Origin of the sequence: Caulobacter sp. BE254 (assembly GCF_031457295.1) — a bacterium.
In the GTDB taxonomy this organism is placed as follows: Bacteria; Pseudomonadota; Alphaproteobacteria; order Caulobacterales; family Caulobacteraceae; genus Caulobacter.
On sequence record NZ_JAVDWJ010000008.1, the window covers coordinates 195179 to 218424 of the forward strand.

Annotated in this window: 24 protein-coding genes; 9 read left to right on the plus strand and 15 right to left on the minus strand. The window is 68.7% G+C overall.

Annotated elements, in window-relative coordinates:
* Positions 1-11: 11 nt before the first annotated feature.
* The 4 genes from ffh (at position 12) to J2X41_RS16090 (ending at position 3330) form a co-directional block, all read left to right on the plus strand.
* Entirely contained in the window at positions 12-1535 is a 1524-nt protein-coding gene (gene ffh / locus J2X41_RS16075; protein WP_310083032.1) for a signal recognition particle protein, read from the plus strand.
* A gap of 24 nt (positions 1536-1559) precedes the next feature.
* Complete coding sequence (rpsP, locus tag J2X41_RS16080) at positions 1560-2105, plus strand: 30S ribosomal protein S16 (RefSeq protein WP_310083033.1); 546 nt, start codon at positions 1560-1562, stop codon at positions 2103-2105.
* Between the two features lie 75 nt (positions 2106-2180).
* Positions 2181-2738 carry a ribosome maturation factor RimM gene (rimM, locus tag J2X41_RS16085; RefSeq protein ID WP_310083035.1) on the plus strand — a complete coding sequence of 186 codons (558 nt, stop codon included), beginning with the start codon at positions 2181-2183 and terminating at the stop codon, positions 2736-2738.
* A gap of 10 nt (positions 2739-2748) precedes the next feature.
* A complete protein-coding gene (locus J2X41_RS16090) occupies positions 2749-3330 on the plus strand; it encodes an NUDIX hydrolase (RefSeq protein ID WP_310083036.1) in 582 nt (193 codons plus the stop codon).
* 81 nt (positions 3331-3411) lie between these two features.
* On the opposite strand, the gene J2X41_RS16095 is transcribed toward J2X41_RS16090, so the two are convergent.
* Positions 3412-4269: an acyl-CoA thioesterase II gene (locus tag J2X41_RS16095; protein ID WP_310083037.1), complete on the minus strand. Its 858-nt coding sequence runs from the start codon at positions 4267-4269 to the stop codon at positions 3412-3414.
* A gap of 79 nt (positions 4270-4348) precedes the next feature.
* On the opposite strand from J2X41_RS16095, the gene J2X41_RS16100 reads away from it, so the two are divergent.
* On the plus strand, positions 4349-5266 hold the full coding sequence (locus J2X41_RS16100) for a histone deacetylase (protein ID WP_310083038.1): 918 nt from the start codon (positions 4349-4351) through the stop codon (positions 5264-5266).
* Positions 5267-5612: 346 nt separating this feature from the next.
* Here J2X41_RS16100 and J2X41_RS16110 read toward each other — a convergent pair whose 3' ends face one another.
* Positions 5613-6032 carry a PaaI family thioesterase gene (locus tag J2X41_RS16110; RefSeq protein ID WP_310083039.1) on the minus strand — a complete coding sequence of 140 codons (420 nt, stop codon included), beginning with the start codon at positions 6030-6032 and terminating at the stop codon, positions 5613-5615.
* Positions 6029-6520: a PaaI family thioesterase gene (locus J2X41_RS16115; RefSeq protein ID WP_310083076.1), complete on the minus strand. Its 492-nt coding sequence runs from the start codon at positions 6518-6520 to the stop codon at positions 6029-6031. The genes J2X41_RS16110 and J2X41_RS16115 overlap by 4 nt, the downstream gene beginning before the upstream one ends.
* A gap of 59 nt (positions 6521-6579) precedes the next feature.
* Here J2X41_RS16115 and J2X41_RS16120 point away from each other — a divergent pair, with 59 nt between their 5' ends.
* Positions 6580-7587: a ligase-associated DNA damage response exonuclease gene (locus J2X41_RS16120; protein WP_310083040.1), complete on the plus strand. Its 1008-nt coding sequence runs from the start codon at positions 6580-6582 to the stop codon at positions 7585-7587.
* An 18-nt stretch (positions 7588-7605) separates the two neighbouring features.
* Here J2X41_RS16120 and J2X41_RS16125 read toward each other — a convergent pair whose 3' ends face one another.
* Entirely contained in the window at positions 7606-8016 is a 411-nt protein-coding gene (locus J2X41_RS16125) for a PaaI family thioesterase (protein ID WP_310083041.1), read from the minus strand.
* 93 nt (positions 8017-8109) lie between these two features.
* The gene (locus J2X41_RS16130; protein ID WP_310083042.1) at positions 8110-9075 is read right to left on the minus strand and encodes a DUF2167 domain-containing protein; all 966 of its coding nucleotides are present in this window, start codon (positions 9073-9075) and stop codon (positions 8110-8112) included.
* A 107-nt stretch (positions 9076-9182) separates the two neighbouring features.
* On the opposite strand from J2X41_RS16130, the gene J2X41_RS16135 reads away from it, so the two are divergent.
* The gene (locus J2X41_RS16135; RefSeq protein ID WP_310083043.1) at positions 9183-10787 is read left to right on the plus strand and encodes a cisplatin damage response ATP-dependent DNA ligase; all 1605 of its coding nucleotides are present in this window, start codon (positions 9183-9185) and stop codon (positions 10785-10787) included.
* 10 nt (positions 10788-10797) lie between these two features.
* Here the strand turns inward: J2X41_RS16135 and J2X41_RS16140 are convergent, their stop codons facing one another.
* The 4 genes from J2X41_RS16140 to J2X41_RS16155 form a co-directional block, all read right to left on the minus strand.
* Entirely contained in the window at positions 10798-12021 is a 1224-nt protein-coding gene (locus J2X41_RS16140; protein ID WP_310083077.1) for a multidrug effflux MFS transporter, read from the minus strand.
* Between the two features lie 171 nt (positions 12022-12192).
* On the minus strand, positions 12193-13077 hold the full coding sequence (locus J2X41_RS16145) for a hypothetical protein (protein ID WP_310083044.1): 885 nt from the start codon (positions 13075-13077) through the stop codon (positions 12193-12195).
* Complete coding sequence (locus tag J2X41_RS16150; protein WP_310083045.1) at positions 13077-13829, minus strand: hypothetical protein; 753 nt, start codon at positions 13827-13829, stop codon at positions 13077-13079. Before J2X41_RS16150 ends, J2X41_RS16145 begins: the two co-directional genes overlap by 1 nt.
* A gap of 64 nt (positions 13830-13893) precedes the next feature.
* Positions 13894-15054, minus strand: a complete 1161-nt coding sequence (locus J2X41_RS16155; protein ID WP_310083046.1) for a DegT/DnrJ/EryC1/StrS aminotransferase family protein — start codon at positions 15052-15054, stop codon at positions 13894-13896.
* Positions 15055-15215: 161 nt separating this feature from the next.
* On the opposite strand from J2X41_RS16155, the gene J2X41_RS16160 reads away from it, so the two are divergent.
* The gene (locus J2X41_RS16160; RefSeq protein WP_310083047.1) at positions 15216-16211 is read left to right on the plus strand and encodes a mechanosensitive ion channel family protein; all 996 of its coding nucleotides are present in this window, start codon (positions 15216-15218) and stop codon (positions 16209-16211) included.
* On the opposite strand, the gene J2X41_RS16165 is transcribed toward J2X41_RS16160, so the two are convergent.
* The 5 genes from J2X41_RS16165 to J2X41_RS16185 all read right to left on the minus strand — a co-directional run bounded on the left by J2X41_RS16165 (position 16129) and on the right by J2X41_RS16185 (position 20592).
* A complete protein-coding gene (locus tag J2X41_RS16165; RefSeq protein ID WP_310083048.1) occupies positions 16129-17316 on the minus strand; it encodes a PLP-dependent aspartate aminotransferase family protein in 1188 nt (395 codons plus the stop codon). The two genes, J2X41_RS16160 and J2X41_RS16165, sit on opposite strands and share 83 nt — an antisense overlap.
* 136 nt (positions 17317-17452) lie before the next feature.
* Positions 17453-18856: a cystathionine beta-synthase gene (locus tag J2X41_RS16170; RefSeq protein WP_310083049.1), complete on the minus strand. Its 1404-nt coding sequence runs from the start codon at positions 18854-18856 to the stop codon at positions 17453-17455.
* A 101-nt stretch (positions 18857-18957) separates the two neighbouring features.
* Entirely contained in the window at positions 18958-19191 is a 234-nt protein-coding gene (locus J2X41_RS16175; protein WP_310083050.1) for a hypothetical protein, read from the minus strand.
* 132 nt (positions 19192-19323) lie between these two features.
* A complete protein-coding gene (gene fsa, locus J2X41_RS16180) occupies positions 19324-19977 on the minus strand; it encodes a fructose-6-phosphate aldolase (protein ID WP_310083051.1) in 654 nt (217 codons plus the stop codon).
* A 75-nt stretch (positions 19978-20052) separates the two neighbouring features.
* Positions 20053-20592: an HAD family hydrolase gene (locus J2X41_RS16185; protein WP_310083052.1), complete on the minus strand. Its 540-nt coding sequence runs from the start codon at positions 20590-20592 to the stop codon at positions 20053-20055.
* Positions 20593-20709: 117 nt separating this feature from the next.
* Between J2X41_RS16185 and J2X41_RS16190 the strand changes: the two genes are divergently transcribed.
* Positions 20710-21867, plus strand: coding sequence for an AGE family epimerase/isomerase (locus J2X41_RS16190; RefSeq protein WP_310083053.1), 1158 nt, complete (start codon positions 20710-20712; stop codon positions 21865-21867).
* On the opposite strand, the gene J2X41_RS16195 is transcribed toward J2X41_RS16190, so the two are convergent.
* Complete coding sequence (locus J2X41_RS16195; RefSeq protein ID WP_310083054.1) at positions 21851-23167, minus strand: mannose-1-phosphate guanylyltransferase; 1317 nt, start codon at positions 23165-23167, stop codon at positions 21851-21853. The genes J2X41_RS16190 and J2X41_RS16195 overlap by 17 nt on opposite strands.
* Between the last annotated feature and the right edge of the window lie 79 nt (positions 23168-23246).

Genomic DNA, 23246 nt, shown 5'->3' on the forward strand with positions numbered 1-23246 from the left:
GCGAGTTTCGCATGTTCGACGGCCTTACAGAGCGACTTTCAGGGGTCTTCGACCGCCTTGGCGGTCGCGGCGTGCTGTCCGAGAAGGACGTCGATGAGGCGCTGCGCGAGGTCCGCGTCGCCCTGCTGGAAGCCGACGTCGCCCTGCCGGTGGTCAAGGACTTCATCAGCAAGGCCAAGGAAAGCGCTTCGGGCGAGGCGGTCATCCGCTCGGTCAAGCCGGCCGACCAGGTGGTCAAGATCGTCTATGACGGCCTGGTCGACATGCTGGGCGGCGAGGTCCCCACCGGCCTGAACCTGGCCCTGAACCCGCCGTCGGTGATCCTGATGGCCGGCCTCCAGGGCTCGGGCAAGACCACCACCACGGGCAAGCTGGCCCTGCGGCTGAACAAGATCGAGCGCAAGAAGGTGCTGGTCGCCTCGCTCGACACCCGCCGCCCGGCCGCCATGGAACAGCTGGCCATGCTGGCCAAGCAGGTCGAGGTCGAGAGCCTGCCGATCGTCGCGGGCCAGAGCGCCGCCGACATCGCCCGCCGCGCCCTGACCGCCGCCAAGTTGGGCGGCTACGACGTCCTGATCCTCGACACCGCCGGCCGCACCACGCTGGACGAGGCGATGATGAGCGAGGCGGCGGAAATCGCCCGCATCGCCACGCCGTCCGAGACCATCCTGGTCGCCGACAGCCTGACCGGCCAGGACGCCGTGCGCACGGCCAAGGCCTTCCACGAGCGCCTGCCGCTGACCGGCCTGATCCTGACCCGCGCCGACGGCGACGGCCGGGGCGGCGCAGCGCTGTCGATGCGCCATGTCACCGGCCTGCCGATCAAGTTCCTCGGGGCCGGCGAGAAGATCGACGCCCTGGACGTGTTCGACGCCCGCCGGGTGGCCGGCCGGATCCTCGGGCAAGGCGACGTCGTCGCCCTGGTCGAGAGGGCCGCCCAGGATCTGGACGTGGCCGAAGCCGAGCGCATGGCCAAGAAGCTGGCCAAGGGCCAGTTCGACCTGAACGACCTGTCGGCTCAGCTGGGCCAGATGCAGAAGATGGGCGGCATGCAGGGCATCATGGGCCTGCTGCCCGGGGTCCAGAAGGTCAAGAAGCAGATCGCCGAGAGCGGCATCGACGACAGCATCTTCCGCCGCCAGCAGGCGATCATCGGCTCGATGACCAAGCTGGAGCGCAAGAAGCCCGACATCCTGGCCGCCTCGCGCAAGCGCCGCATCGCGGCCGGGGCCGGGGTCGACGTCGCCGAGGTCAACCGCCTGCTCAAGCAGCACCGCCAGATGGCCGACATGTTCAAGGCCATGAGCAAGGACGGCGGCAAGGGCATGGCCCGCATGGCCCAGATGATGGGCGGCGGCGACATGTCCCGACTGAAATCCATGGGCGGGGGGAAGGCCCCCCAGCCCGATCCCAATGCAGCGGGAGGCCAAGGCCTTCCGGGGCTGCCCGGCATGCCGGGTCTCGGGGGCGGCGGCGACAAGCCCAACCCTCTTTCCGGCCTGGGCCTGCCCGGCTTCAACCCGTTCAAGAAATAGAACTTTAGACCAAGGACTACGACAATGCTGAAGATCCGTCTCGCCCGTGGCGGCGCCAAGAAGCGTCCCTACTACTCGATCGTCGTTGCCGACAGCCACTCGCCCCGCGACGGCCGCTTCATCGAGAAGGTCGGCACCTACAACCCGCTGCTCAAGAAGGACGACGCCGCGCGCGTGACCCTGAAGGTCGAGTCGATCCAGGCCTGGCTCGCCAAGGGCGCCCAGCCGACCGACCGTGTCGCCCGCTTCCTGGCCGCCCAAGGCCTGGTCCAGTGGACCCACGGCAACAACCCCGAGAAGGCCAAGCCGGGCAAGAAGGCCCAGGAACGTGACGCCGAGCGCACCCAGCGCGACGCCGACCGCGCCGCCGCCGAAGCCCAGGCCAAGGAAGACGCCAAGGCTGCCGCTGAAGCCGCCGCCGCCGCGGCCGCCGAAGCCGCCGCCGCTCCGGCTCCGGAACCGGAAGTCGTCGCCGAGGAAGCTCCGGCCGAAGCCGCCGCCGAAGAGGCTCCCGCCGGCGAGGCCGCCGCTGAAGAAGCCCCGGCTTCGGAAGAAACCACCGAAGGCTAAGGCCCTCGGAAGCGCCGCCGCCGGACACCCGTTCGGCGGCGGCGTTTTCTTTTGTGCACTCCCCAAGTCACGCCCATGACCCAGTCTCCCTCGCAGACCCTGATCCTGGTCGGCCGCGTCGCCGGCGCTTTCGGCGTGCGCGGCGAGGTGCGGATCGCGGCCTATACCGAGGACCCGCTGACCCTGACGCGGTTCAAGGTGCTGACGCGCCAGGACGGCTCGCCCGCCCTGACCCTGGCCACCGCCCGCGCGGCCAAGGACGGCGTCGTCGCCCGTTGCGTGGGGATCGACACCAAGGAAGCCGCCGACGCCCTGCGCGGCCTGCGCCTCTACGTCCCGCGCTCGGCCCTGCCCGAGCCGGACGAGGATGAATTCTACCTGGCCGACCTGATCGGCCTGACCGTGCGCCACGTGACCACCAACGACCTGATCGGCAAGATCAAGAGCGTCCAGAACTTCGGGGCCGACGACCTCCTGGAGATCACCCCGGCCCTGGGCGGCCAGACCTGGTATTTGCCGTTCACGCGCGCGGCCGTGCCCGAGATAAGACTCGCCGAGGGTCTGGTCCTGGCGGATCCGCCCGTGATGGTTGGCGAGCCGGAAGGCCCGATCGAGGACGACGACCAGATCTAGGAGCTCGGCCATGACGACCGACGGCAAATGGCGGGTGACGGCGTCGCGCTACATCCACAAGGACCGCTGGATCGCCCTGCGCGCCGACGATTGCCTGACCGAGAACGACGTGCCGGTCGCGCCCTACTACGTGCTGGAATATCCGGACTGGGTCGAGGTCGTGGCCCTGGACGCCGAAGACAACGTGCTCCTGGTGCGACAGTACCGACATGCCATGGGCGGGTTTTCGGTCGAGTTGCCAGCTGGGGGCGTGGATCCCGCCGACACCGACCCTTGCGCCGCGGCGGCCCGCGAACTGCTGGAGGAAACCGGCTGCGCCGGCGCCATGACCTGGGTGGGCGATTCCCGACCCAACACCGGCACCCATACCAACCGCGTCCACACGATCCTGGCCCGCGACGTGGTCCAGGTCGCCGAGCCGAAGGACGACCCCGCTGAACGCATCGAGCGCTTCTGGGTCACGGCCACCGAGGCGGTGCGCATGGCCCTGGCCGGCGAACTGGTGGTAGGCATGCAGGTGGGCTCGCTGTTGCGGGGCCTGACCCAGGCGGGCGTGGCGACGATCAGCGTCGGCGGCGAGTCAGCCGCCTAGAGCAAGCCAACCCTTGCTCTAGCTTTTTGGTCTCGCTTCGCTTTTTCGAAAAACCGGCGCCCGCTTTTCCGCGCGATGCTCCTAGCCCTTCCGCACCCGCATCAGACATTCCTGGGCCACCGAGGCCACCAGCTTGCCGTCGCGGCTGAACATCTGGCCGCGCACCAGGCCGCGGCCCTGCGAGGCCGACGGGCTGTCCTGCGAGAACAGGATCCAGTCGTTGAAGTCGAACGGGTGGTGGAACCACATGGCGTGGTCGAGGCTGGCGGCCTGCAGGCCAGGCGTCGTCCAGATCAGGCCGTGCGGACGCAGGGCGCTTTCCATGAAGGCCATGTCCGAGGCGTAGGCCAGGGCGCATTGCTGCAGGCGGACGTCCTCGCCGATCGGCGCCCGGGCCCGCATCCACACCTGCTTGGTCGAGGGCTTTGGCGTGGGTCGGGTCGGATGCTGCGGGTCGACCCAGCGCAGGTCCACCGGCCGGGGATGCTCGGCCATCTTGATGAAGCGCGGATGCAACTCGTCGCCCAGCGAGCGTAGGTACTCGGCCTCGGTCGGCAGGCTTTCCGGATCGGGCGCGTCGGGCATGCCCATCTGATGCTCCAGCCCCTCTTCAGGGGTCTGGAACGAGCAGGCCAGGTTGAAGATCTGCTCGCCGTGCTGGATGGCCGCCACCCGGCGCGTGGTGAAGGTGCCGCCGTCGCGGGCCCGCTCGACCTCGTAGAGCACCGGCGCGTTCACGTCGCCGGGTCGGATGAAATAGGCGTGCAGCGAGTGGCAGATGCGGTCGGGCACGGTCTTGTAGGCCGCGGTCAGGGCCTGGGCGATGACCAGGCCGCCGAAGATCCTCGGGAAGCCGTCATTGGGGCTGACGCCCCGGAACAGGTTCACCTCGATGGGCTCGAGGGTCAGGATTTCGGCGAGGTTCTCGGGCGTGCGCATGGCGGTTGGTTAGGCGCGTGGAACCGGCGGGGCAAGACGTGACCTTGCGTCAAGGCCGCGCCTTTCCCATCGTTGGGTCATGGCCGCTTCCGTTCCGCCCATCGTCCACCATCCCGCCTTCCGCGCGGAGATGCCGGCGGGGCACCGCTTTCCGATGGACAAGTTCGCGCGCCTGGCGGCCGTGCTGGAGGCCGAGGGCGTCGCGGGACCGGCGGGCTTCGTCCTTCCCGAGCCGATCGACCTGGACAGCCTGCTGCTGGTCCACGAGGCGGCCTATGTGCGCGGCGTGCTCGACCTGACCCTGCCGGCCGACGTCGCCCGGCGGGTGGGCCTGCCCAACACCGAGTCGGTGGCGCGCCGGGCCCAGGCGGCCGTGGGCGGCACGCTGGCGGCGGCGCGCCTGGCGCTGGCCCACGGGATCGCCTGCAACACCGCCGGCGGCAGCCACCACGCCCAGGCCGACACTGGCGCCGGCTTCTGCGTGTTCAACGACGTGGCGGTGGCGGCGCGGCGGCTGTTGGAGGAGGGCGAGGTCGGCCAGGTGCTGGTCGTCGATCTCGACGTCCACCAGGGCGACGGCACCGCGCGAATTTTCGAAAATGATCCCAGCGTCTTCACCTTCTCGATGCACGCCGGGAAGAACTTTCCGGCCCGCAAGGCGGCCGGCGATCTGGATGTCGACCTGCCGGACGGCACGGGCGACGACGTCTATCTGGGAAAGCTGGAGGCGATCCTGCCGGATCTGCTGGCCCGGGTGGCGCCGGACCTGGTGTTCCTCAACGCCGGGGTCGATCCGCATGCGGACGACAAGCTGGGGCGTCTGAACTTGAGCGACGACGGCCTGGCGCGGCGCGAGGCGTTCGTCCTGGGTTCGTGTCTGGAGAGGGGGATCCCCGTGGCCGGGGTGATCGGCGGTGGATACGACGCCGACATCGATCGTCTGGCGCATCGTCACGCCCTTCTCCACCGGGCGGCCCGCACGGCTCTGGGAGCCTGAGGGGTCGCAAGCCCGGTGGAGCTACGCGGCGATCACCTAGAAGCTCGAGACGAGCGAACCGGCGATCACGACGAGGGGCAGCATGGCCAGGACGATGCTGGCGAAACCGGAAAAGGCGTTGTTCGAGAAGGTCATGGTCTTGGTTCCCTGTGGGTCCGGCGCGCCGTCCGCGTCCGGTGATCAGGGGTATAGGCCCGCGGGATGGTGAACACCCGTTACCTTTGCTTCATGAAGCGTTTTTAAGAAACGTTGACGGCGCAAATTGGCATTACACTGGTGTAATGTTATCGTTTGAAACCGTTACAGTGGAAACTTTCACCTTTGAGACCAGCGTTCGCCGGCCGGATCAGTCCTCGGCGGCGGTCAGCAGGAAATGGCCGCGCAGGGCGGCGATGGGGGCGGCGCGCTGCTCCTGCCAGGCCTCGACATGGACGTTGGCGATCCGTCGACCGACCTTGTTGATCTTGGCGCGGGCGAAGGTGGTCAGGGGCCGGCCCGAGCGCAGGTATTCGATCGAGATGTCGATGGTGCGCGGCTGGCGCTTCAGCGGCTCGGCCACCGACAGCTGGGCCAGGGCGGTCATCTCCATGAAGGCGCCCAGCACGCCGCCATGGATGGCCGGCAGCATCGGATTGCCGATGATGTGGTCGGAGAACGGCAGGATGGCGGTCATCTCGTCGCCGGCCAGCTCGGCGCGCATGCCGATGAACTTGGCGTAGGGGATCGAGCCCAGCACGGCGCTCAGGCGGGTGTCGGCGTCGCTCATGCGGCGTTTCCTTCGCCAGAGGCCTTGCCGCGGGGCGGCTTGAGGTTGGCGCCGGGCTTCTTGCCGGCGCTGGAGTCCAGCATGAAGGCCGCCTGGGCGGCGGCCACCGGATCGTCGGGGTCGTCCTCGTAGGCCACGGCCCGCACGAAGGCGACCGAGCGGGTGACCTTGTAGCAATGGGCGCGGGCCAGCACGTCGCGGCCTGGCTGGGCCGGCCGCATATAGTCGATGCGCAGATCCAGGGTGGCGATCGAGGTCCATTCGCTGAGGGCGGCGTGCACCGCCTGGCCGCTGGCGTGGTCGAGCAGGGTGGTCACCACCCCGCCGGCGATCACCCCGGTCTCCGGGTCGCCGACGATCTCGGGCCGATAGGGCGCCCTGAGGATGGCGACCGCGTCGCCGATCTCCAGGGTCACCAGGCCCAGGGCGCGCGCCTGCGGGCTGCCTTCGTTCATGGCGTTGGCGATGAACCGGTGCTGTTCGCCCATGCTGTTGTCTGTCGTCATGGGGATAGGTTTATAGCCGCGCGCGTTCCCATATCCAGCCAATGAAGCCGCAGGATCTGATCTGCCCGAAGCCCGACGGGCTCTATTGCCCGCCCGGAGACTTCTATATCGACCCCGTCCGCCCCGTGGACCGGGCGGTGATCACCCATGGCCACGCCGACCACGCCAGGGCCGGACACGGCGTGGTCGCCGCCACGCCCGAGACCCTGGCGATCATGGCCGAGCGCTCTGGCGAGGACTTCGCCGGCCGTCGCCAGCCGCTGGCCTATGGCGAGACCTTCACCCACAACGGCGTCGAGGTCGGGCTGGTCCCGGCCGGGCACGTGCTGGGCTCGGCCCAGGCGGTGATCCGCTGGAAAGGCATGACCATCGTGGTCTCCGGCGACTACAAGCGCCGCCGCGATCCCACCTGCCCGGCCTTCGAGCCCGTGCCCTGCGACGTGTTCGTGACCGAGGCCACCTTCGGCCTGCCCGTCTTCCGCCATCCTGACGACAAGGGCGAGGTGGCGGCCCTGCTCAAGTCGGTCGAGCAGTTTCCGGAACGCTCGCACATCGTCGGCGCCTACGCCCTGGGCAAGGCCCAGCGGGTGATCCGCCTGCTGCGCGAGACCGGCTGGGACCGGACCATCCACGTGCACGGCGCGATGGAGCGGCTGAACCGGCTCTATGGCCGCCACGGCGTCGACCTGGGCCTTCTGGCGCCTGCCACGACCGGCGCGAAGAAGGATTTCGAGGGCGCGATCATCGTCGCCCCGCCCTCGGCCCTGGCCGACCGCTGGTCGCGGCGCTTCCCGGATCCGGTGGACTGTTTCGCCAGCGGCTGGATGCGGGTGCGAGCCAGGGCCCGCCAGCGCGGCGTGGAACTGCCGCTGATCATCTCCGACCACGCCGACTGGGACGAACTGACCGCCACCCTCGACGAGCTGCGTCCCGGCGAAGTGTGGATCACCCACGGCCGCGAGGAGGCCCTGGAGCGCTGGTGCGAACTGCAGGGCATACCGGCCCGGGCGTTGCGGCTTGTCGGGTATGATGAGGAAGAGGGGGAATAGGGGCGTCACCGCCACCTCTCACACCACCTTGAAGGTCGCTCGGGCTCGCGCCACCGGCTTGTCGTCGGCCCGCACCGTGGCCTCGGCGTAGCACAGGCTCTTGCCCGGCTTGATGAAGTCGGTGTCGAACGCCAGCCATTGGCCGATCTGCGCGGCGGCCAGGTAGTCGAGCCCCAGCGAGACCGTGACCAGGCTCTTGCTGGGGATTTCCAGCCGGGCCAGCACCACCCCGCACGACAGGCCCATGGCGTTGTCGGCCAGGGCGGCGATCAGACCGCCGTGCGGGCCGCCGCGGGAGTTTGCGTGCGGCTCGCGCAACTCCACGGCCAGCACCCAGCGGTCCTCGCGGATATCGGCGAAGATTGGCTCCCACGGCGTGGTCAGCGGACTCTTGCGGGGATGGGGGACGAACGGTTCGGGCGGGGTCATGGCGCCTCCGGGTCCGGGCTCCGGACACGGCAATTCAAACAGATGTTCGAACCACTCGCAAGCCCAGCCTCGCCCCAGAGCCGTCGCCGCTCCCTAGGAGATCAGGTCTGGCCCGCTGGGCGGCTTTGAGCCCTGCGTCGCGACGTCCTTCTTGCCCAGGAAGGTCCTGCGGAACCACGCGGCGACCGCGCCGAACGCCGCCACCAGCACCACCGCCCCCTTCTTGAGGAAGATGACCAGGATCGCCAGCAGGCCCAGCTTCTTGGCCGCCGCGGCGCCCACGCCCGCGGCGATCAGGCCGGCGACGCCGTACTCGGCCATCTTGTCCTGGCCCTTGTGGAAGTCGGCATAGGTCTGACCCGGCACGAAGGCGGCCTGGTCGGCGATGTGGCCGGCGGCGGCGCGCACCTCGGGCAGGTCGTTGATGCTGGAGATGACGTTCAGGCTCAGCACGCCTTTGCGGCCCAGCAGGCGGATGTCGTAGTTCAGGGTGTCGACCGAGGCGTTGCCGGCCTTCAGCTCGCGCGCCCAGATCACCGCGTGCCGGGCGGCGTCATAGGTCGGCCGCTCGGCCCAGCCCACCAGGTGCAGGCTGGCATAGCCGGCCTTCTCACGTTCGGCGTTCTGCTCGGGCTCGGACTGGCGCAGGTCGTCCAGCAGCTTGTCGTAGTCGGTGTCGCGCGCGTCCTTGTCGGCGACGTAGCCGGAATCCTGGTAGGTGATGACCGCGCCCCACGACGGTCCGTCCAGCGGCTTGAAGCGGGCGGGAAAGATCATGCCCAGCACGCCGTCGGCGGCGTCGGGCGGATTGCCCCAACCTTCGACCAGCACGCGGCGCGAGGCCGCCGCGTCGAGATAGTAGTAGTCGGTCCCGAGGTTGAGCCGGGCCTTGGCCTGCGGCAGGTCAACGACGCCGGTGTGGCGCTCCAGCCTGTCCTGCCAGGACAGGTCCGGCGCGGAGGCCGTGACCGCCGGCGGGGCGGAGGGCTGGTCGGCCGCGAACGCGGGCGCGGCGACGGTGAGGACGGCGGCCGCGACGGCGGCTTGGAACTGACGCAAGACGTGTTTCCCCCAAACAACTCAGCCGAGGCTAGCGTGGCGAATCAAACTTGGCCATATGGGAAAAGGCTTGGCCCCGGCGCGATTTCGCGCGTTGAAGGACGACCATGCGCGCCTTCGCCCACCTTCTCGACCGGCTGTCCCTGACCAGCTCGCGCAACGCCAAGCTGACCCTGATCCGGGACTTCCTGGGCGAGACGCCCGATCCCGAACGCGGCTGGGTGCTGGCGGCCCTGACCGGGGCGCTGTCTTTCAACGCCGCCAAGCCGGCCTTCATCCGCAAGGCCGTCGAGGGCCGGATGGACGCCCAGCTGTTCGCCTGGTCCTACGACTATGTCGGCGACCTGGCCGAGACTGTCGCCCTGGTCTGGCCCCAGAAGCCCGGCGCCAACCGCGAACCCGACCTGTCGGAGGTGGTCGAGAGCCTGCGCACCGCATCTCGAACCGAGGTGCAGCGGCTGATCGAGGGCTGGCTGGACGCCCTGGACGCCGACGGCCGCTGGGCCTTGCTGAAGCTGATGACCGGCGGACTGCGGGTGGGCGTCTCGGCGCGGCTGGCCAAGCAGGCCTGCGCCGACTTCGGCCAGGTGGAGATCGGCCAGGTCGAGGAGGTCTGGCATGCCATGACCCCGCCCTATGGCGACCTGTTCGCCTGGCTGGAGGGCCGCTCGGAACAGCCCTCGCCCGACGCGCCGGGACGGTTCCGGCCGGTGATGCTGGCCCAGGCGATCGACGAGGCGGTCGATTTCGCCAAGCTGGACCCGGCCGACTACGCCGCCGAGTGGAAGTGGGACGGCATCCGCGTCCAGGCCGTCAGCGAGCGCGGCGAGAAGCGGCTCTACACCCGCACCGGCGACGACATCTCCGCGACCTTCCCCGACGTGGTCGAGGCTCTGACCTTTGAAGGGGCGATCGACGGCGAGCTCTTGGTGATGCGCGACGGCGTCGTGGCCAGTTTCGGCGACCTGCAGCAGCGGCTGAACCGCAAGACGGTCGACGCCAAGCAGCTGTCGGCCTTTCCGGCGGGCATCCGCGCCTACGACCTGCTGCTGGACGGCGAGACCGACCTGCGCGGCCTGCCGTTCAGGGAACGGCGAATGCGGCTGGAGGCGTTCGTGGGCCAGGCGGCCAGCCCGCGCATCGACCTGTCGCCGATCCAGCCGTTCGCGACCTGGGAAGAGCTGGCGGCCCTGCGCGCCCGGCCGCCGGAGGGCGATCCCACCATCGCCGAGGGCCTGATGCTCAAGCGCTGGGACAGCGTCTACGAACCGGGCCGCCCGAAGGGGCCATGGTTCAAGTGGAAGCGCGACCCGCGCCTGATCGACGCCGTGCTGATGTACGCCCAGCGCGGCCACGGCAAGCGGTCCAGCTTCTATTCCGACTACACCTTCGGCGTTTGGCGCGAGGATGAGACCGGGACGCGCCACCTGACGCCGGTGGGCAAGGCCTATTTCGGCTTTACCGACGAAGAGCTGAAACAGATCGACAAGTTCGTGCGCGACCATACCGTCGAGCGGTTCGGCCCGGTGCGCTCGGTGCGCGCCGACCTGGAGTTCGGCCTAGTGTTCGAGGTGGCGTTCGAGGGCCTGCAGCGCTCCACCCGCCACAAGTCGGGCGTGGCCATGCGTTTTCCTCGCATCAACCGTATCCGCTGGGACAAGCCCTCGCGCGAGGCGGACGAGCTGGAGACCCTGGAGCGGATGCTGGACTGAATGACAGCGGTTAGTGGACCCCCGCCCCTTCCGCGGCCGCCACGCCGGCGCCGGCATGGAACATCCGGCCCTTCTCGGTGATCAGCACGGCCAGCAGGCCGGCGATGCCGAAGCCGGCGAAACCCAAGGTCAGGGGCACGGTCGTGCCGTCGAACAGCTGGCCGATCCAGAAGCCGAACAGCGCCCCGCCGATGGTGGTGATGAATCCCTGCACCGAAGCCGCCGTGCCGGCCAGGTGGCCCAGCGGCTCCATGGCGATCGAGCCGAAGTTCGACATCACCAGGCCAAAGCAGAACATCATCCCCGCCTGAAGCAGCGAGAAGGTCCACAGGGTCTCATGGCCGCTCAGGGCGACCAGGGCGTGGACCACCGCGAAGCCGATATAGCCGAGCAGCGCGACATGCGAGACCAGCCGCATGCCCAGGCGTCCGACGATGCGGGAATTGAGCAGGGACGAGACGGCGATGCCGCCGGCGATGCCCGCGAAGATCAGCGGGAAGAACTTGCCCGCCCCCAGCACGTCGACGAACACCTGCTGGGCCGAGTTGAGGAAGCCGAACAGTCCGCCCAGAACCAGGGTGGCGGCCAGGGTGTAGCCGACGGCGACCCGGTTGGTCAGGCACTCCCTGAACGCCGCCAGCACCGGCGTGACCTCCAGGGGCACGCGGTCCTGCGGATGCAGGGTCTCGGGCAGCTTGATCCACGACCAGGCGATCACCGCCAGACCGAAGATCGACAGGACGCCGAACACCCACGGCCAGGGCGCGACCAGCAGGATGGCCTGGCCGACGGAGGGCGCGACGATCGGCACGCCCAGGAAGACGATGAACGACAGCGACATCACCCGCGCCATCTGCCGGCCGCTGTAGCAGTCGCGGACGATCGACACCGACAGCACCCGGGTGGCCGCCGCCCCGACCCCGCACAGGGCGCGGGCGACCAGCAGCATCTCGAACGAGGTGGAGAAGGCGCAGAGGGCGGCGAAGACGACGTACAGCGACAGGCCCGCCAGCAGCACGGGTTTGCGACCGTAGCGGTCGGCCAGGGGGCCGTAGACGATCTGGGCCACGCCGAAACCCAGCAGGTAGGCGGTCAGGATCCACTGGCGCTCGTTGGCGCTGGCCACGTTCAGGGCCAGGCCGATCTGCGGCATGGCCGGCAGCATCGAGTCGATGGCCAGGGCGTTGGTGGCCATCATCGCCGCGATCAAGGCGACGAACTGGCCAAAGCCCATGCCCGGATGGGGGCCGGTGGCGGGGCGCGGATCCCCGCGGGTGGGGGCGGCGATGGGACTGGACGACATGACGCTCTTCTTCACGGGCCGGAACGCCGAAGCGCCGGCGGGCGCGGGACGCGTTGGCCGCGATATAGGGCAGCGCCGCCCATACGCCAAATGGAGTCGCCCTCAGGGCGCCATCTGGAACTGGATGCTCACCGTCTGGTCGTCGCCGACCTTCGAGGCCCCTTCCTGCGACTGGCCCACGCTGGCCACCCGCAGCAGGGGCTGAGAGCCAGCCTGTCCGGGCGGCGCGTTGCGCAGGGCCGCCAAGCCGGGCTGGGCGGCGGTCAGGGCCTGATGGAAGGCCGCGGCCCGCTGCAAGGCCAGGCTGGCCGCGCGCTGGCCCTCGGCGCTGAACGCGTCGAGGTTCGTCTGGCTGACCACGTTGGCCACGGCCAGCTTCGGCGCGCCGTCCTGGCAGCTGGCGTCCGTCGGTACGCCATAGCCCAGGCAAGGCAGGCGCCGGATCAGGATCTGGGCCACCTGGCCCGCGATCCGCTGGCCCTCCGGCGAAAGCGTGGCCGCGCCGGCGACGAACAGCTGGTCGGCCCGGAACGCGAGCGAGCCGCTCGACGGGTCGCCGGTGATCGACACCTTCGCGTCCCGCAAATCGGCGTCGAGGGATTGCATGAGCAGCTTTTGCGCATCGACCGCCGTGGCGGTCTGGGTCGAAGCCTGGGTTGGCGGCGAGAACGCGAAGCAGCGCCGTTCGCCGGCCGCGCCCTGGCCGGTTTCCGACAGGGTCGCCTCAGGCACGCACAGCACCTGGGCCTTGTAGTCGATCTCGATGTCGGCGGTCTTGGGCGTGAGATTGGCGGCCGTCTGCAACAGGGCCGCCGTCTCCGGATGCCTGGCCGTGGTCAGCTTGGCGGTGGTCGAGCGGAATTCGAACGCGAAATAGCTGAGCATGATGATGAAGATGAAGATCACCCCCACCATCATGTCGGTCATCGAGACGTAATAGCTTTCGCCTTCCTCGACATCGACCGTACGGCCGCGCTTGCGTCTCATCAGGCGGCGCCCCGAGGCGAAGCGGCGCCGCGGGCCAGGGCGGCTTCGATGCGGCCCAGCACCGTCAGCTGCTCGAGCATCACCTTTTCCGGCGGCGCGAAGCGGACGCAGCCGTCCAGCAGGGCGAAGAAGTGGGCTTCCTGCGCCTCGATGAGCTGGCGCCGGCGGCGCGCGGCAAGACGAAGGATGATCGAGGCCAGGACGCCGGCGATCGAGGTCCAGAACTTTGTGGCGGCGATGGTCAGCAGGTTGATCAGCGCGCCCTGCATGGCCGCGCCCCCGCCGCCCATGGCCGAAGTCGCCTCGGTCAAGGCCGCCACGATGCCCATGAAGGTGATGACCAGGCCGATCGCGACCATGATGTTGGCCCACCATTCTAGGGTGCGGGCCGGCGTATCGGCGAGGTCGAAAGCGTCGGAAGCGTGGATCGACGCCGCCAGGCGACCGTCCTCGGTCGGGGTTAGCTGCCCGCGATAGTGGGCCCAGCCCAGCTCGATCACGGGATGCGCCACACCGCTCAGGCGCTTGTCGATCGCCTCGAAGGACTCGGCGAACACCTTCTGGCGATCCCCGCGCAGGTCGTCCAGCAGCTCGGCGCGACGACGCAGGTCGTCCATCAGCGGCACGTATTCGAAATGCCCCGACTGAAAGATCAGCCCGACGGCGAAGACCAGGATGGCGGCCGCCATCATCAGGGCGGCGCCAGGCATGCTGAACACCGCGACCACGAACGACGTAACCGGATCGTGCATCTGAACCTTCGAATCTACTTTCGACGCCAACATACCCCAGGGTGAGGCGTGAATGGGGCGCAGCTTAGCCGTTAAAGGCGCGGATCGCGTCGATGATGCGTTGCTGGTCTGACTGCGACAGATAAGGATGCATCGGCAGGGCCAGCACGGTCCCAGCCTTGGCCTCTGTCACCGGCAAGCCGCCGGCTCCCCGCGGGAAGGCGGCATAGGGGGCCTGCACGTGCATCGGCACCGGATAGTAGACCGCCGTCGGGATCCCTTGCGTCTTCAGGTGCGCCGCCAGACCGTCGCGGTTCTGGTGCTCGATCACGTACTGAGCCCAGACGGAGACGCCGCCGTCGATGACCTTGGGCGTGGCGATCACCGCGCCCTTCAGGCCCTCGGCGTAGCGGTCGGCCACCCCCTGGCGCAGGTCGATCTCCTCCTGGAAGAGGGCCAGCTTCTCGATCAGGATCGCCGCCTGGATCGTGTCCAGCCGCGAGTTCATGCCGATGCGGGTGTTCAGGTACTTGGTGTCGTGGTCGAAGGTGCGGCCGACCAGGTCGGGGGCCACGGCCTTGCCGTGCACCCGGAAGCTGTCCATCAGGTCCCATAGATCCTGGTCGTTGGTCAGCACCGCCCCGCCGTCGCCGTAGCAGCCGAGCGGCTTGGCCGGAAAGAAGCTGGTGGTGGCCACGTCGGCCCAGTGCAGCGGGTGCTTGCCGTCCAGCGTGCAGCCGAAGCCCTGGGCGCTGTCGGCGATCAGCTTCAGGCCTTCGCGCTCGCAGATGGCCTTGATGGTGGGGTAGTCGGCGGGCTGGCCGAACAGGTCGACGGCGATCACCACCCTGGGGACCAGCTTGCCGTCCGCCTTCACGCCGGCGATCGCGGCCTCCAGCCTGGCGGGATCGAGGTTGAAGGTGTCGGGCAGCACGTCCACGAACACCGGCGTCGCCCCGACCCACGGCACGACTTCGGGCGTGGCGGCGAAGGTGAAGGACGGACAGAACACCGCGTCGCCGGGGCCCATGCCCCAGGCCATCAGCGGCAGGGCGATGGCGTCGGTGCCGTTGGCGCACGACAGGGCCAGCTTGGCCTGACCGAACGCCGCCAGCTTCGCCTCGAACTCGCGGACCTGCGGCCCCATGACATAGGCGCCGCTGTCCAGGACGGCGGCGATCGCGGCGTCGATCTTGTCGCGGATCCGGCGCTGCTGCGCGGCGAGGTCGATGAAAGACATGCTCATGGGCGGCGCTCTTAGAGGCGGATCGGCTCGGGTTCGAGCCAATTGATGTAACCGACTGTTTCCGGAGAACGAAGCGCCGCCTTTAGTGGGAACGGGGGTCCACCCCGTTCGTTGACGGGTCTTCGTTGACGGCTTGGGGCGGGGGCGCCATCGAGAGATCCATGCAGACCAAGCCCAGCCTGATCCCCGCCGACACCTCCCTGCCCTCCCTGGCCAATGTAAGGGCCGACGAGACGATGTTCGGCCACTTCCTCGACTGGCTGGGCAAGCTGGCGGTCAACCTGGTGGTCGCCACCCTGATCCTGGTCGTCACCTTCTGGGTGGCCGCCTGGTTGGCGGGCGTGGCGCGGCGCGGGCTGGGCCGCATGCACCGCAAGAACCCCGACCCGACCCTGGAAAGCTTCGTCTCGTCCCTGGTGCGCTACGCCGTCGTCGCCGTCGGCCTGGTGGCGGTGCTGCAGCAGCTGGGGGTCCAGGCCACCTCGATCATCGCCGTCTTGGGCGCGGCGTCGCTGGCCATCGGCCTGGCCCTGCAGGGCGCGCTATCGAACGTGGCCGCGGGGGTGATGATCCTGCTGTTCCGGCCCTACAAGGTGGGCGACGTGATCGAGACCTCGACCCGCAACGGCACGGTCAAGGCGCTGGACCTGCTGTTCACCGAGATCGCCACCCCCGACAACGTCAAGGTGATGATCCCCAACAGCAAGGTGTTTGGCGACGTCATCCTGAACTACTCGACCCACCGCAGCCGCCGGGCCGACGTGGTGTTCAAGGTGCCGCTGAAGACCGACCTGGTGACGGTGCTGCAGAAGATGCGCGAGCGGGCCGAGGGTGATCCGCGGGTGCGCAAGGAGCCGGCGCCGATGATCGAGGTGGTCGACCTCAGCGAAGCCTTCGCCCAGGCCGCCATCCGCGTCTGGACCGCCAAGGAGGACTATGGTCCGGTCAAGACCGACCTGATGCTGGCTGCCCACCTGTGGGCCGAGGACCCGACGCGAGTCCTGCCGCCACCGCGCCCCTCGAAGGCGCCGGATCCCTCGCCGGCCATGCCCGGCGACGCCGAGCACCATCTGTTCAGGCTGCCCCACCCTCGCCTAGGGCCTCGGAAAGATCGGCGATCAGATCCTCGCAGTCCTCGATCCCCACCGACAGCCTGATCAGGGTGTCGGAGATGCCTAAGGCGGCGCGCTGATCGGCCGGAATCGAAGCGTGGGTCATGATGGCCGGATGCTCGATCAGGCTCTCGACCCCGCCCAGGCTTTCCGCCAGCGTGAACAGGCGCGTACGCTCCAGCATCCGCCGGGCGGTGTTGACGTCGCCCTTCAGTTCGACCGAGATGATCCCGCCGAACCCGCCCTGCATCTGGCGCCGGGCCAAATCGTGCTGCGGGTGGCTGGACAGGCCCGGATAGATCACCCGGGCGACGTCCTTGCGGGTCGACAGCCATTGGGCGATGGCCAGGGCGCTGTCGCAGGCCCGCTGCATGCGCAGGGCCAGGGTCTTGACGCCGCGCAGGGCCAGGAAGCTGTCGAACGGGCCGAGCACCGCCCCGACGGCGTTCTGCAGGAACTTCAGCGTCTCGGCGATCTCGGCGTTGTCGCCGACCACCGCCACCCCCGCCACCACGTCGGAATGGCCGTTCAGGTACTTGGTGGCCGAGTGCATGACGATGTCGAAGCCCAGCTCCAGCGGCCGCTGGACGAAGGGGCTGGCGAAGGTGTTGTCAGCCACGGTGATCAGGCCGTGCTTCTTCGCCAGGGCCGCGATGGCCGCCAGATCCGCCAGGCGCAACATCGGATTGGTCGGCGTCTCGACCCAGATCATCTTTGTCTGAGGCGTGATCGCCGCCTCAATGGCCGCCAGGTCACCCATGTCGACGAAGCTGAAGGTCAAGCCCGCCGAGCGCTTGCGCACCTTGTCGAACAGCCGGAACGAACCGCCATAGAGGTCGTCGCTGGCGATCACGTGCGCGCCGCTGTCGAGGATCTCCAGGATCGTCGAGGCCGCCGCCAGGCCCGAGGCGAAGGCGAAGCCGGCCGTGCCGCTCTCAAGGTCGGCGATGCAGCGCTCGAAGGCGAAGCGGGTGGGGTTGTGGCTGCGGCTGTACTCGAAACCCTTGTGCTCGCCCGGGCTGGACTGGACATAGGTCGAGGTCGCGTAGATCGGCACCATCACCGCCCCGGTCGTCGGGTCGGGAAACTGGCCGCCATGGATCGTGCGGGTGGCGAAGGCCAGGCGGTTCTTGCCGGGGATGTCGGTCATGCGTGGTTCTCTTGCCCGTGCGTCCTTCGAGGCCCTCCTGCGGAGGGCGCCTCAAGGTGAGGGATATTTGCTCGATTGCGTACCTTTGTCCTCATCCTGAGGTGCCGCGAAGCGGCCTCGAAGGACGCAGGGCCTCTCAGGCGCCCATCCGCAGGTGATTGATCAGGTCCACGCGGGTGATCACCCCCACGAACTCGTCGCCGTCGCAGACCAGGGCCACCTCGTCGCGATCAAACACCTCCGGCAGAGCGTCGACGCCCTGGGTGGACTGCAGGGTGTTGACCGCCTTGGTCATGGCCGCCCCGACCTTGGTCTTGAATTTGGCGCCCCGATCGTCGTCCTCAACGCCCTCGACCGCGGCCAAGACGTCGCTCTCGTCGAGGATGCCGACCAGCTTTCCGTGGTCGACGACCGGCAGTTGGCTGATGTCGCTGCTGCGCATGCGGTTGTAGGCCGTCATCAGGGTGTCGTCCGGCCCGATGGCCACCACCCCGCCGTCGGCGTAGCGCTTGGCGATCAGGTCGCGCAGGTCGCCGTGCAGCTCGCGCTGGTCGAAGCCGTGGGCGGCCAGCCACATGTCGTTGAACATCTTGGTCAGGTACTTGGCGCCCGTGTCGCAGACCAGGGTCACCACCCGCTTCGGCTCGGTCTGCTCACGACACCAGCGCAGCGCGGCCGCCAGCAGGGTTCCCGAGGACGAGCCGGCCAGCACGCCCTCCTTGCGCAGCAGCAGGCGGGCGGTGTCGACGCTCTCGCGGTCGCTGATCGAATAGGCCGTCTTGACGAGGTCCATCTGGGCGTTGGCCGGGATGAAGTCCTCGCCGATGCCCTCGACGATCCACGAGCCGGCCTCGCCATAGGTTCCGGTCGCCACGTAGTCGCACAGGATCGAGCCGACCGGATCGGCCAGCACCATTTCCGTCTTCGGCGAACGCCTGGCCATGAACCGGCCGATGCCGGTCAGGGTGCCGCCCGAGCCGACGCCCACGACCACCGCGTCGACGTCGCCGCCCATCTGCTCGAAGATCTCCGGGCCGGTGGTGGTCTCATGGGCCAGCGGATTGGCCGGGTTTTCGAACTGGTTGGCGTAGAGCGCGCCGGGGATCGACTGGGCCAGGGCCTGAGCCATGTCCTGGTAGTATTCCGGGTGGCCCTTGCCGACGTCGCTGCGGGTCAGGCGGACGTCCACGCCCATGGCCCGCAGGTGCAGGATCTTCTCCCGCGCCATCTTGTCGGGCACCACCAGGATCAGCTTGTAGCCTTTCAGCGTCGCCACCTGGGCCAGGCCCAAGCCCGTATTGCCGGCCGTCGCCTCGATAATCGTGCCGCCGGGCTTGAGGCTGCCGTCGGCCTCGGCCGCCTCGATCATCGCGCGGGCCACGCGGTCCTTGATCGAGCCGCCGGGGTTCTGGTTCTCCAGCTTCAGAAACAGGCGGCACGGACCGGTGTCGAGGTTGTGGACCTCGATCATCGGCGTGCGGCCGATCAGCTCAAGCGCGGAACCGACGACCGGAGGAAGGCTGGATTTGGGGTCGTTCATGGCGCAACTCGGCGACAGAGAGAAACGATCTCCCTATCTAGGCCCGTTTCACGAAAGCGCCAACACCGTTAGGCGAGCTTGATCGCCAGACGCCCGCGACCTCAGACGCCGCTGGCGGCGAGCCGGTCCATCCGCCACTCGCGGGCGAACTTGCGGCCGACCACGGCGTCTTCGAACACCACCTTTCGGCGCTCGCCGGAAAGGTCCGGAGCATCGTGGATCATCACGAACGGAAAGCCGTTGCGGGCCAGGAAGTCCCGGACGAACCCGGAGAAGCGCAGGGCTTCCTCGGCCGAGGCGATGCAGATCTCGACGGCGATGTCGGCGGCGTTCATGGGCGCGCTCCCGCGTGGTTGACAGGACCCTAACGCATGAACTCGCAAATGCGAACCCAGTTCGCAGCTGCACAATAAAACGGCCCCGGATTAAATCCGGGGCCGCGCGATAATCAGGCGAAGGCAGTCGATCTAGAGGATCGATTGCCCGGTTCCGGCCCAATCCTTCAGGAACTGTTCCAGGCCTTTGTCGGTCAGCGGGTGCTTGAAGAGGTCGCCGAACACGGACGGCGGGATGGTGACCACGTCGGCGCCGACGATGGCCGCGTCCTTGACGTGGGCGACGTTGCGGACCGACGCGGCCAGGATCTCGGTCTCGTAGCCGTAGTTGTCGTAGATGGCGCGAATATCGCGAATCAGGTCCATGCCGTCGAAGCCGTAGTCGTCCAGGCGGCCGATGAACGGCGAGACATAGGTCGCGCCGGCCTTGGCGGCCAGCAGGGCCTGGGTCGGCGAGAAGCACAGGGTGACGTTGGTCGAGATGCCCTCGCCGGCGAAGGCCGCGCAGGCGATCAGACCGTCGCGGGTCAGCGGGATCTTGACGACGACGTTCGGGGCGATCGCGGCCAGCTTCCGGCCCTCGGCGACCATCGCCTCGTGGGTGGTGGCTGCGACCTCGGCGCTGATCGGGCCCGGCACCAGGTCGCAGATCTCGGCGATCACCTCGAGCATCGGACGGCCCGCCTTGGCGATCAGGGTCGGGTTGGTGGTCACCCCATCCACCAGGCCGGTGGAGGCCAGGTCGGCGATGACCTTGGTGTCGGTGCTGTCGAGGAAGATCTGCATGGGCCTGCGCTTTTGCTTTTGGGGTTCAGGCTCGTTTATCCGGCCCAGGGTCGCGCGCCAAGCGGGGAAAGCCCCTCAGGCGCCGGCGGCCGGGAACCGTTCCCCCAGGCTTTGGCGCAGGAACGCCAGCAGGTCGCCGCCCGGGAACCGCAGGCCTTCGACGCCGGCCCGGCGGGCCGCCTCGACGTCCGACGCCTTGTCACCGACCAGCACGGTCTCCCCGGGCGCCAGCGACCAGTCGGCCAGGCCGCGCAGGATCATGCCCGGATTGGGCTTGCGGTCGGGATGGTCGGGATGGCGATAGCGGTCGTCGACAGCGTCCTCGTGGTGGGGCGCGACATAGAAGGCGTCGATCCGCCCGCCCATGGGAGCCAAGCCCGCCTGCAAGGCGGCATGAAAAGCGTCGACCTGGGCCTCGGTGAAATAGCCGCGGGCCACGCCCGACTGGTTGGTGACCACCAGCACCTTCACGCCGGCGGCGTTCAGCGCCGCGACCGCCTCCCGGGCGCCCTCGACCCAGTCCAGCCGCTCGGGCTCGCAGACATAGCCGTGGTCGAGGTTCAGCACCCCGTCGCGATCGAAGAAGACGGCTTTCAGCGGTGCTTTTCCGGACATGTCCCCGCCTTACGCCAGGCCCTGCGGCGCGACAAGGCGCTCGCCTCGGGCTTGGCGAACCGCGGCGGGACAGCCTAGAACGGCGAACCGCCAGAACCGCCGCTCCAAGGACCGCAGATGACCGACGACTTCACCCGCCTTGTCCGCCTGGGCGACAAGCTCAAGGCCTGGGCCCTGGAGCACGCCTTCCCGATCTGGTGGGAGATCGGCGCCGACAAGGTCAACGGCGGCTTCTTCGAGAAGATCGCCCTGGACGGAACGCCGGTCGAGGCGCCGCGCCGAGCGCGGGTGCAGCCCCGGCAGATCTATTCCTACGCGGTGGCCGGCCTGCTGGGCTGGGACGGCCCATGGAAGCAGGCGCTGGAGCACGGCCTGGACTTCTATCTGAGCAAGTATCGCCGTCCCGATGGCTTCATGCGCACCCTGGTGGCCAGCGACGGCTCGCCTCTGGACGACAAGGTCGACCTCTACGACCAGGCCTTCGGCCTGTTCGGCCTGGCGATGGCCAGCTCGGTCCTGCCCGAACGCGCCGACCTGCCCGCGCTGGCGACGGGTCTGCGCGACGCGCTTTATGCCACGCTCAAGCACCCCGTGGCCGGTTTCGAGGAAAGCGTCCCGCGCACCCTGCCGCTGCTGTCCAACCCGCACATGCACCTGTTTGAGGCCAGCCTGGCCTGGGTCGAGGCCGGCGGCGACGCCCAATGGCGCGCCTTGGCCGATGAGATCGCCGAACTGGCCCTGGCCAAGTTCATCGATCCCGTGACCGGCGGTCTGCGCGAATACTACGACGGCGACTGGAACCCCGCGCCGGGCGTCGACGGCCGGGTCATCGAGCCGGGCCACCAGTTCGAATGGGCTTGGCTGCTGCTGCGTTGGAGCAAGCTGGCCGGTCGCGACGACGCGACGAAGGCGGCGCTGCGGATGATCGCGATCGGCGAGGGGCCCGGGGTCGATCCCAAGCGCGGCGTGGCGATCTTCGCCCTGCTCGACGACATGAGCGTGCACGACGGCATCGCCCGCCTCTGGGCCCAGACCGAGCAGGTCAAGGCTGGCGTCCTGGCCGCCCAGGTCACCGGCGACGCACGCTGGTGGACCACGGCCGCCAACGGCGCCGAGGCCCTGCTGAAGTATTTCGACGTGCCGGTGAAGGGCCTGTGGCGCGACAAGCTGCGGGCCGACGGGACCTTCGTCGACGAGGCCGCGCCCGCCAGCTCGTTCTACCACATCGTCTGCGCGATTCTGGAGCTGGACCGGACAATCAAAGCCAGGTCGTGACCAGGAGCGACGTGGCGAGGTTCGCCTTGACCAGGGCGGGCGAGCGGAGATCCTCGCGGGCGCCGGCTGCATAGCCTTGGGCGGCAGCCGTCAGCTCACCCTCCAGCACCTGGAGGGAGCAGGCCGGCAGTTCGGCGACCGCGCCGGCCTCCATGCGCCAGAGCTGGACCACCGCCTGCGACGTGCTGATCACCGGCTGGCGCTCTACGCCGCCACTGAAGGCGATGGCGTGGCGGTGGGCGATGTCGCGACCGCCGGCCTTCAACACGTCGACCAGGGTTTTGACCGCCTGGGCGTCGTCGCGGCGGCAGACCAGGACCGCGTCAGGCTCGGCGACGATCAGCAGATCCTCCACGCCGATGGCTCCGACGAACGGGCCGGACGAGCGGGCGAGCACGTTCCTGGTCTTGATCAGGTGGACGTCACCGCTGGCGGCGTTGCCCTCCGCGTCGCGCATCGAAGCTTCCCAGATCGCGTCCCAGGCGCCCAGGTCGGACCAGGTGAAGGCGGCCGGCGCCACGGCGGCGCGGCTGGTCCGCTCCATGACCGCGTAGTCGAGCGACTTCTTGGTGGTCTTGCCAAAGGCCTCGCTGTCGAGCAGCAACCGGGTGCCGTCCCATACGCCTCGGGCGACGGACTCGATCGCACCGTCGCCAATCTCGGGCTCGAACGCGGCCAGTTCATCAAGGAGAATCTGAGCGGTGAACGCGAAGTTGCCGCTGTTCCAGAAATAACCTTCCTCGACATAGCGTCTGGCTGTCGGCAGGTCAGGCTTCTCGACAAAGGCATCGACCGCCATCACGCCGCTCGGCAGGAGGGCGCCTGGCTTGATGTAGCCGAAACCGGTGGCCGGGCTCGTGGGCTGAACGCCGAAGGCCAGGATCCGTCCCACCCTTGCCGCCCCTATCGCCAGCAGCGCCGCCTCCCGGAACATCTCGGGTTCGGCGATGTGGTGATCGGCCGCCAGCATCAACAGGACGCCCTCGGGGTCGGCGGCGCGGACATAGGCCGCCGCGGCAGCGATCGCCGGCGCGGAATCACGGGCCTCCGGCTCGATGATCACCGTCAGCTTGGCGTCGATTTCCCGGGCCTGGCGCTCGACCAGATCCACCATGGACAGCCCGGTGACGACCACGATCTCGTCGGCGCCGGCCAAATCCCTGACCCGCAGGATCGTGTCCTGGAAGCTGGATCGATCGCCGATCAGCTTCAAGAACTGCTTGGGCCGGTCTTGCCTGGATGACGGCCAAAGCCGCGTGCCGGCCCCACCGCACAGAATGACTGGATAGATGGCAGGCACCCGGACTCCTCAGAAACGAGACGATGGCGCGATGTCCTCGCCTCGCGCGCCGAAACACAAAGCGCCGAGGGTCGAAGCC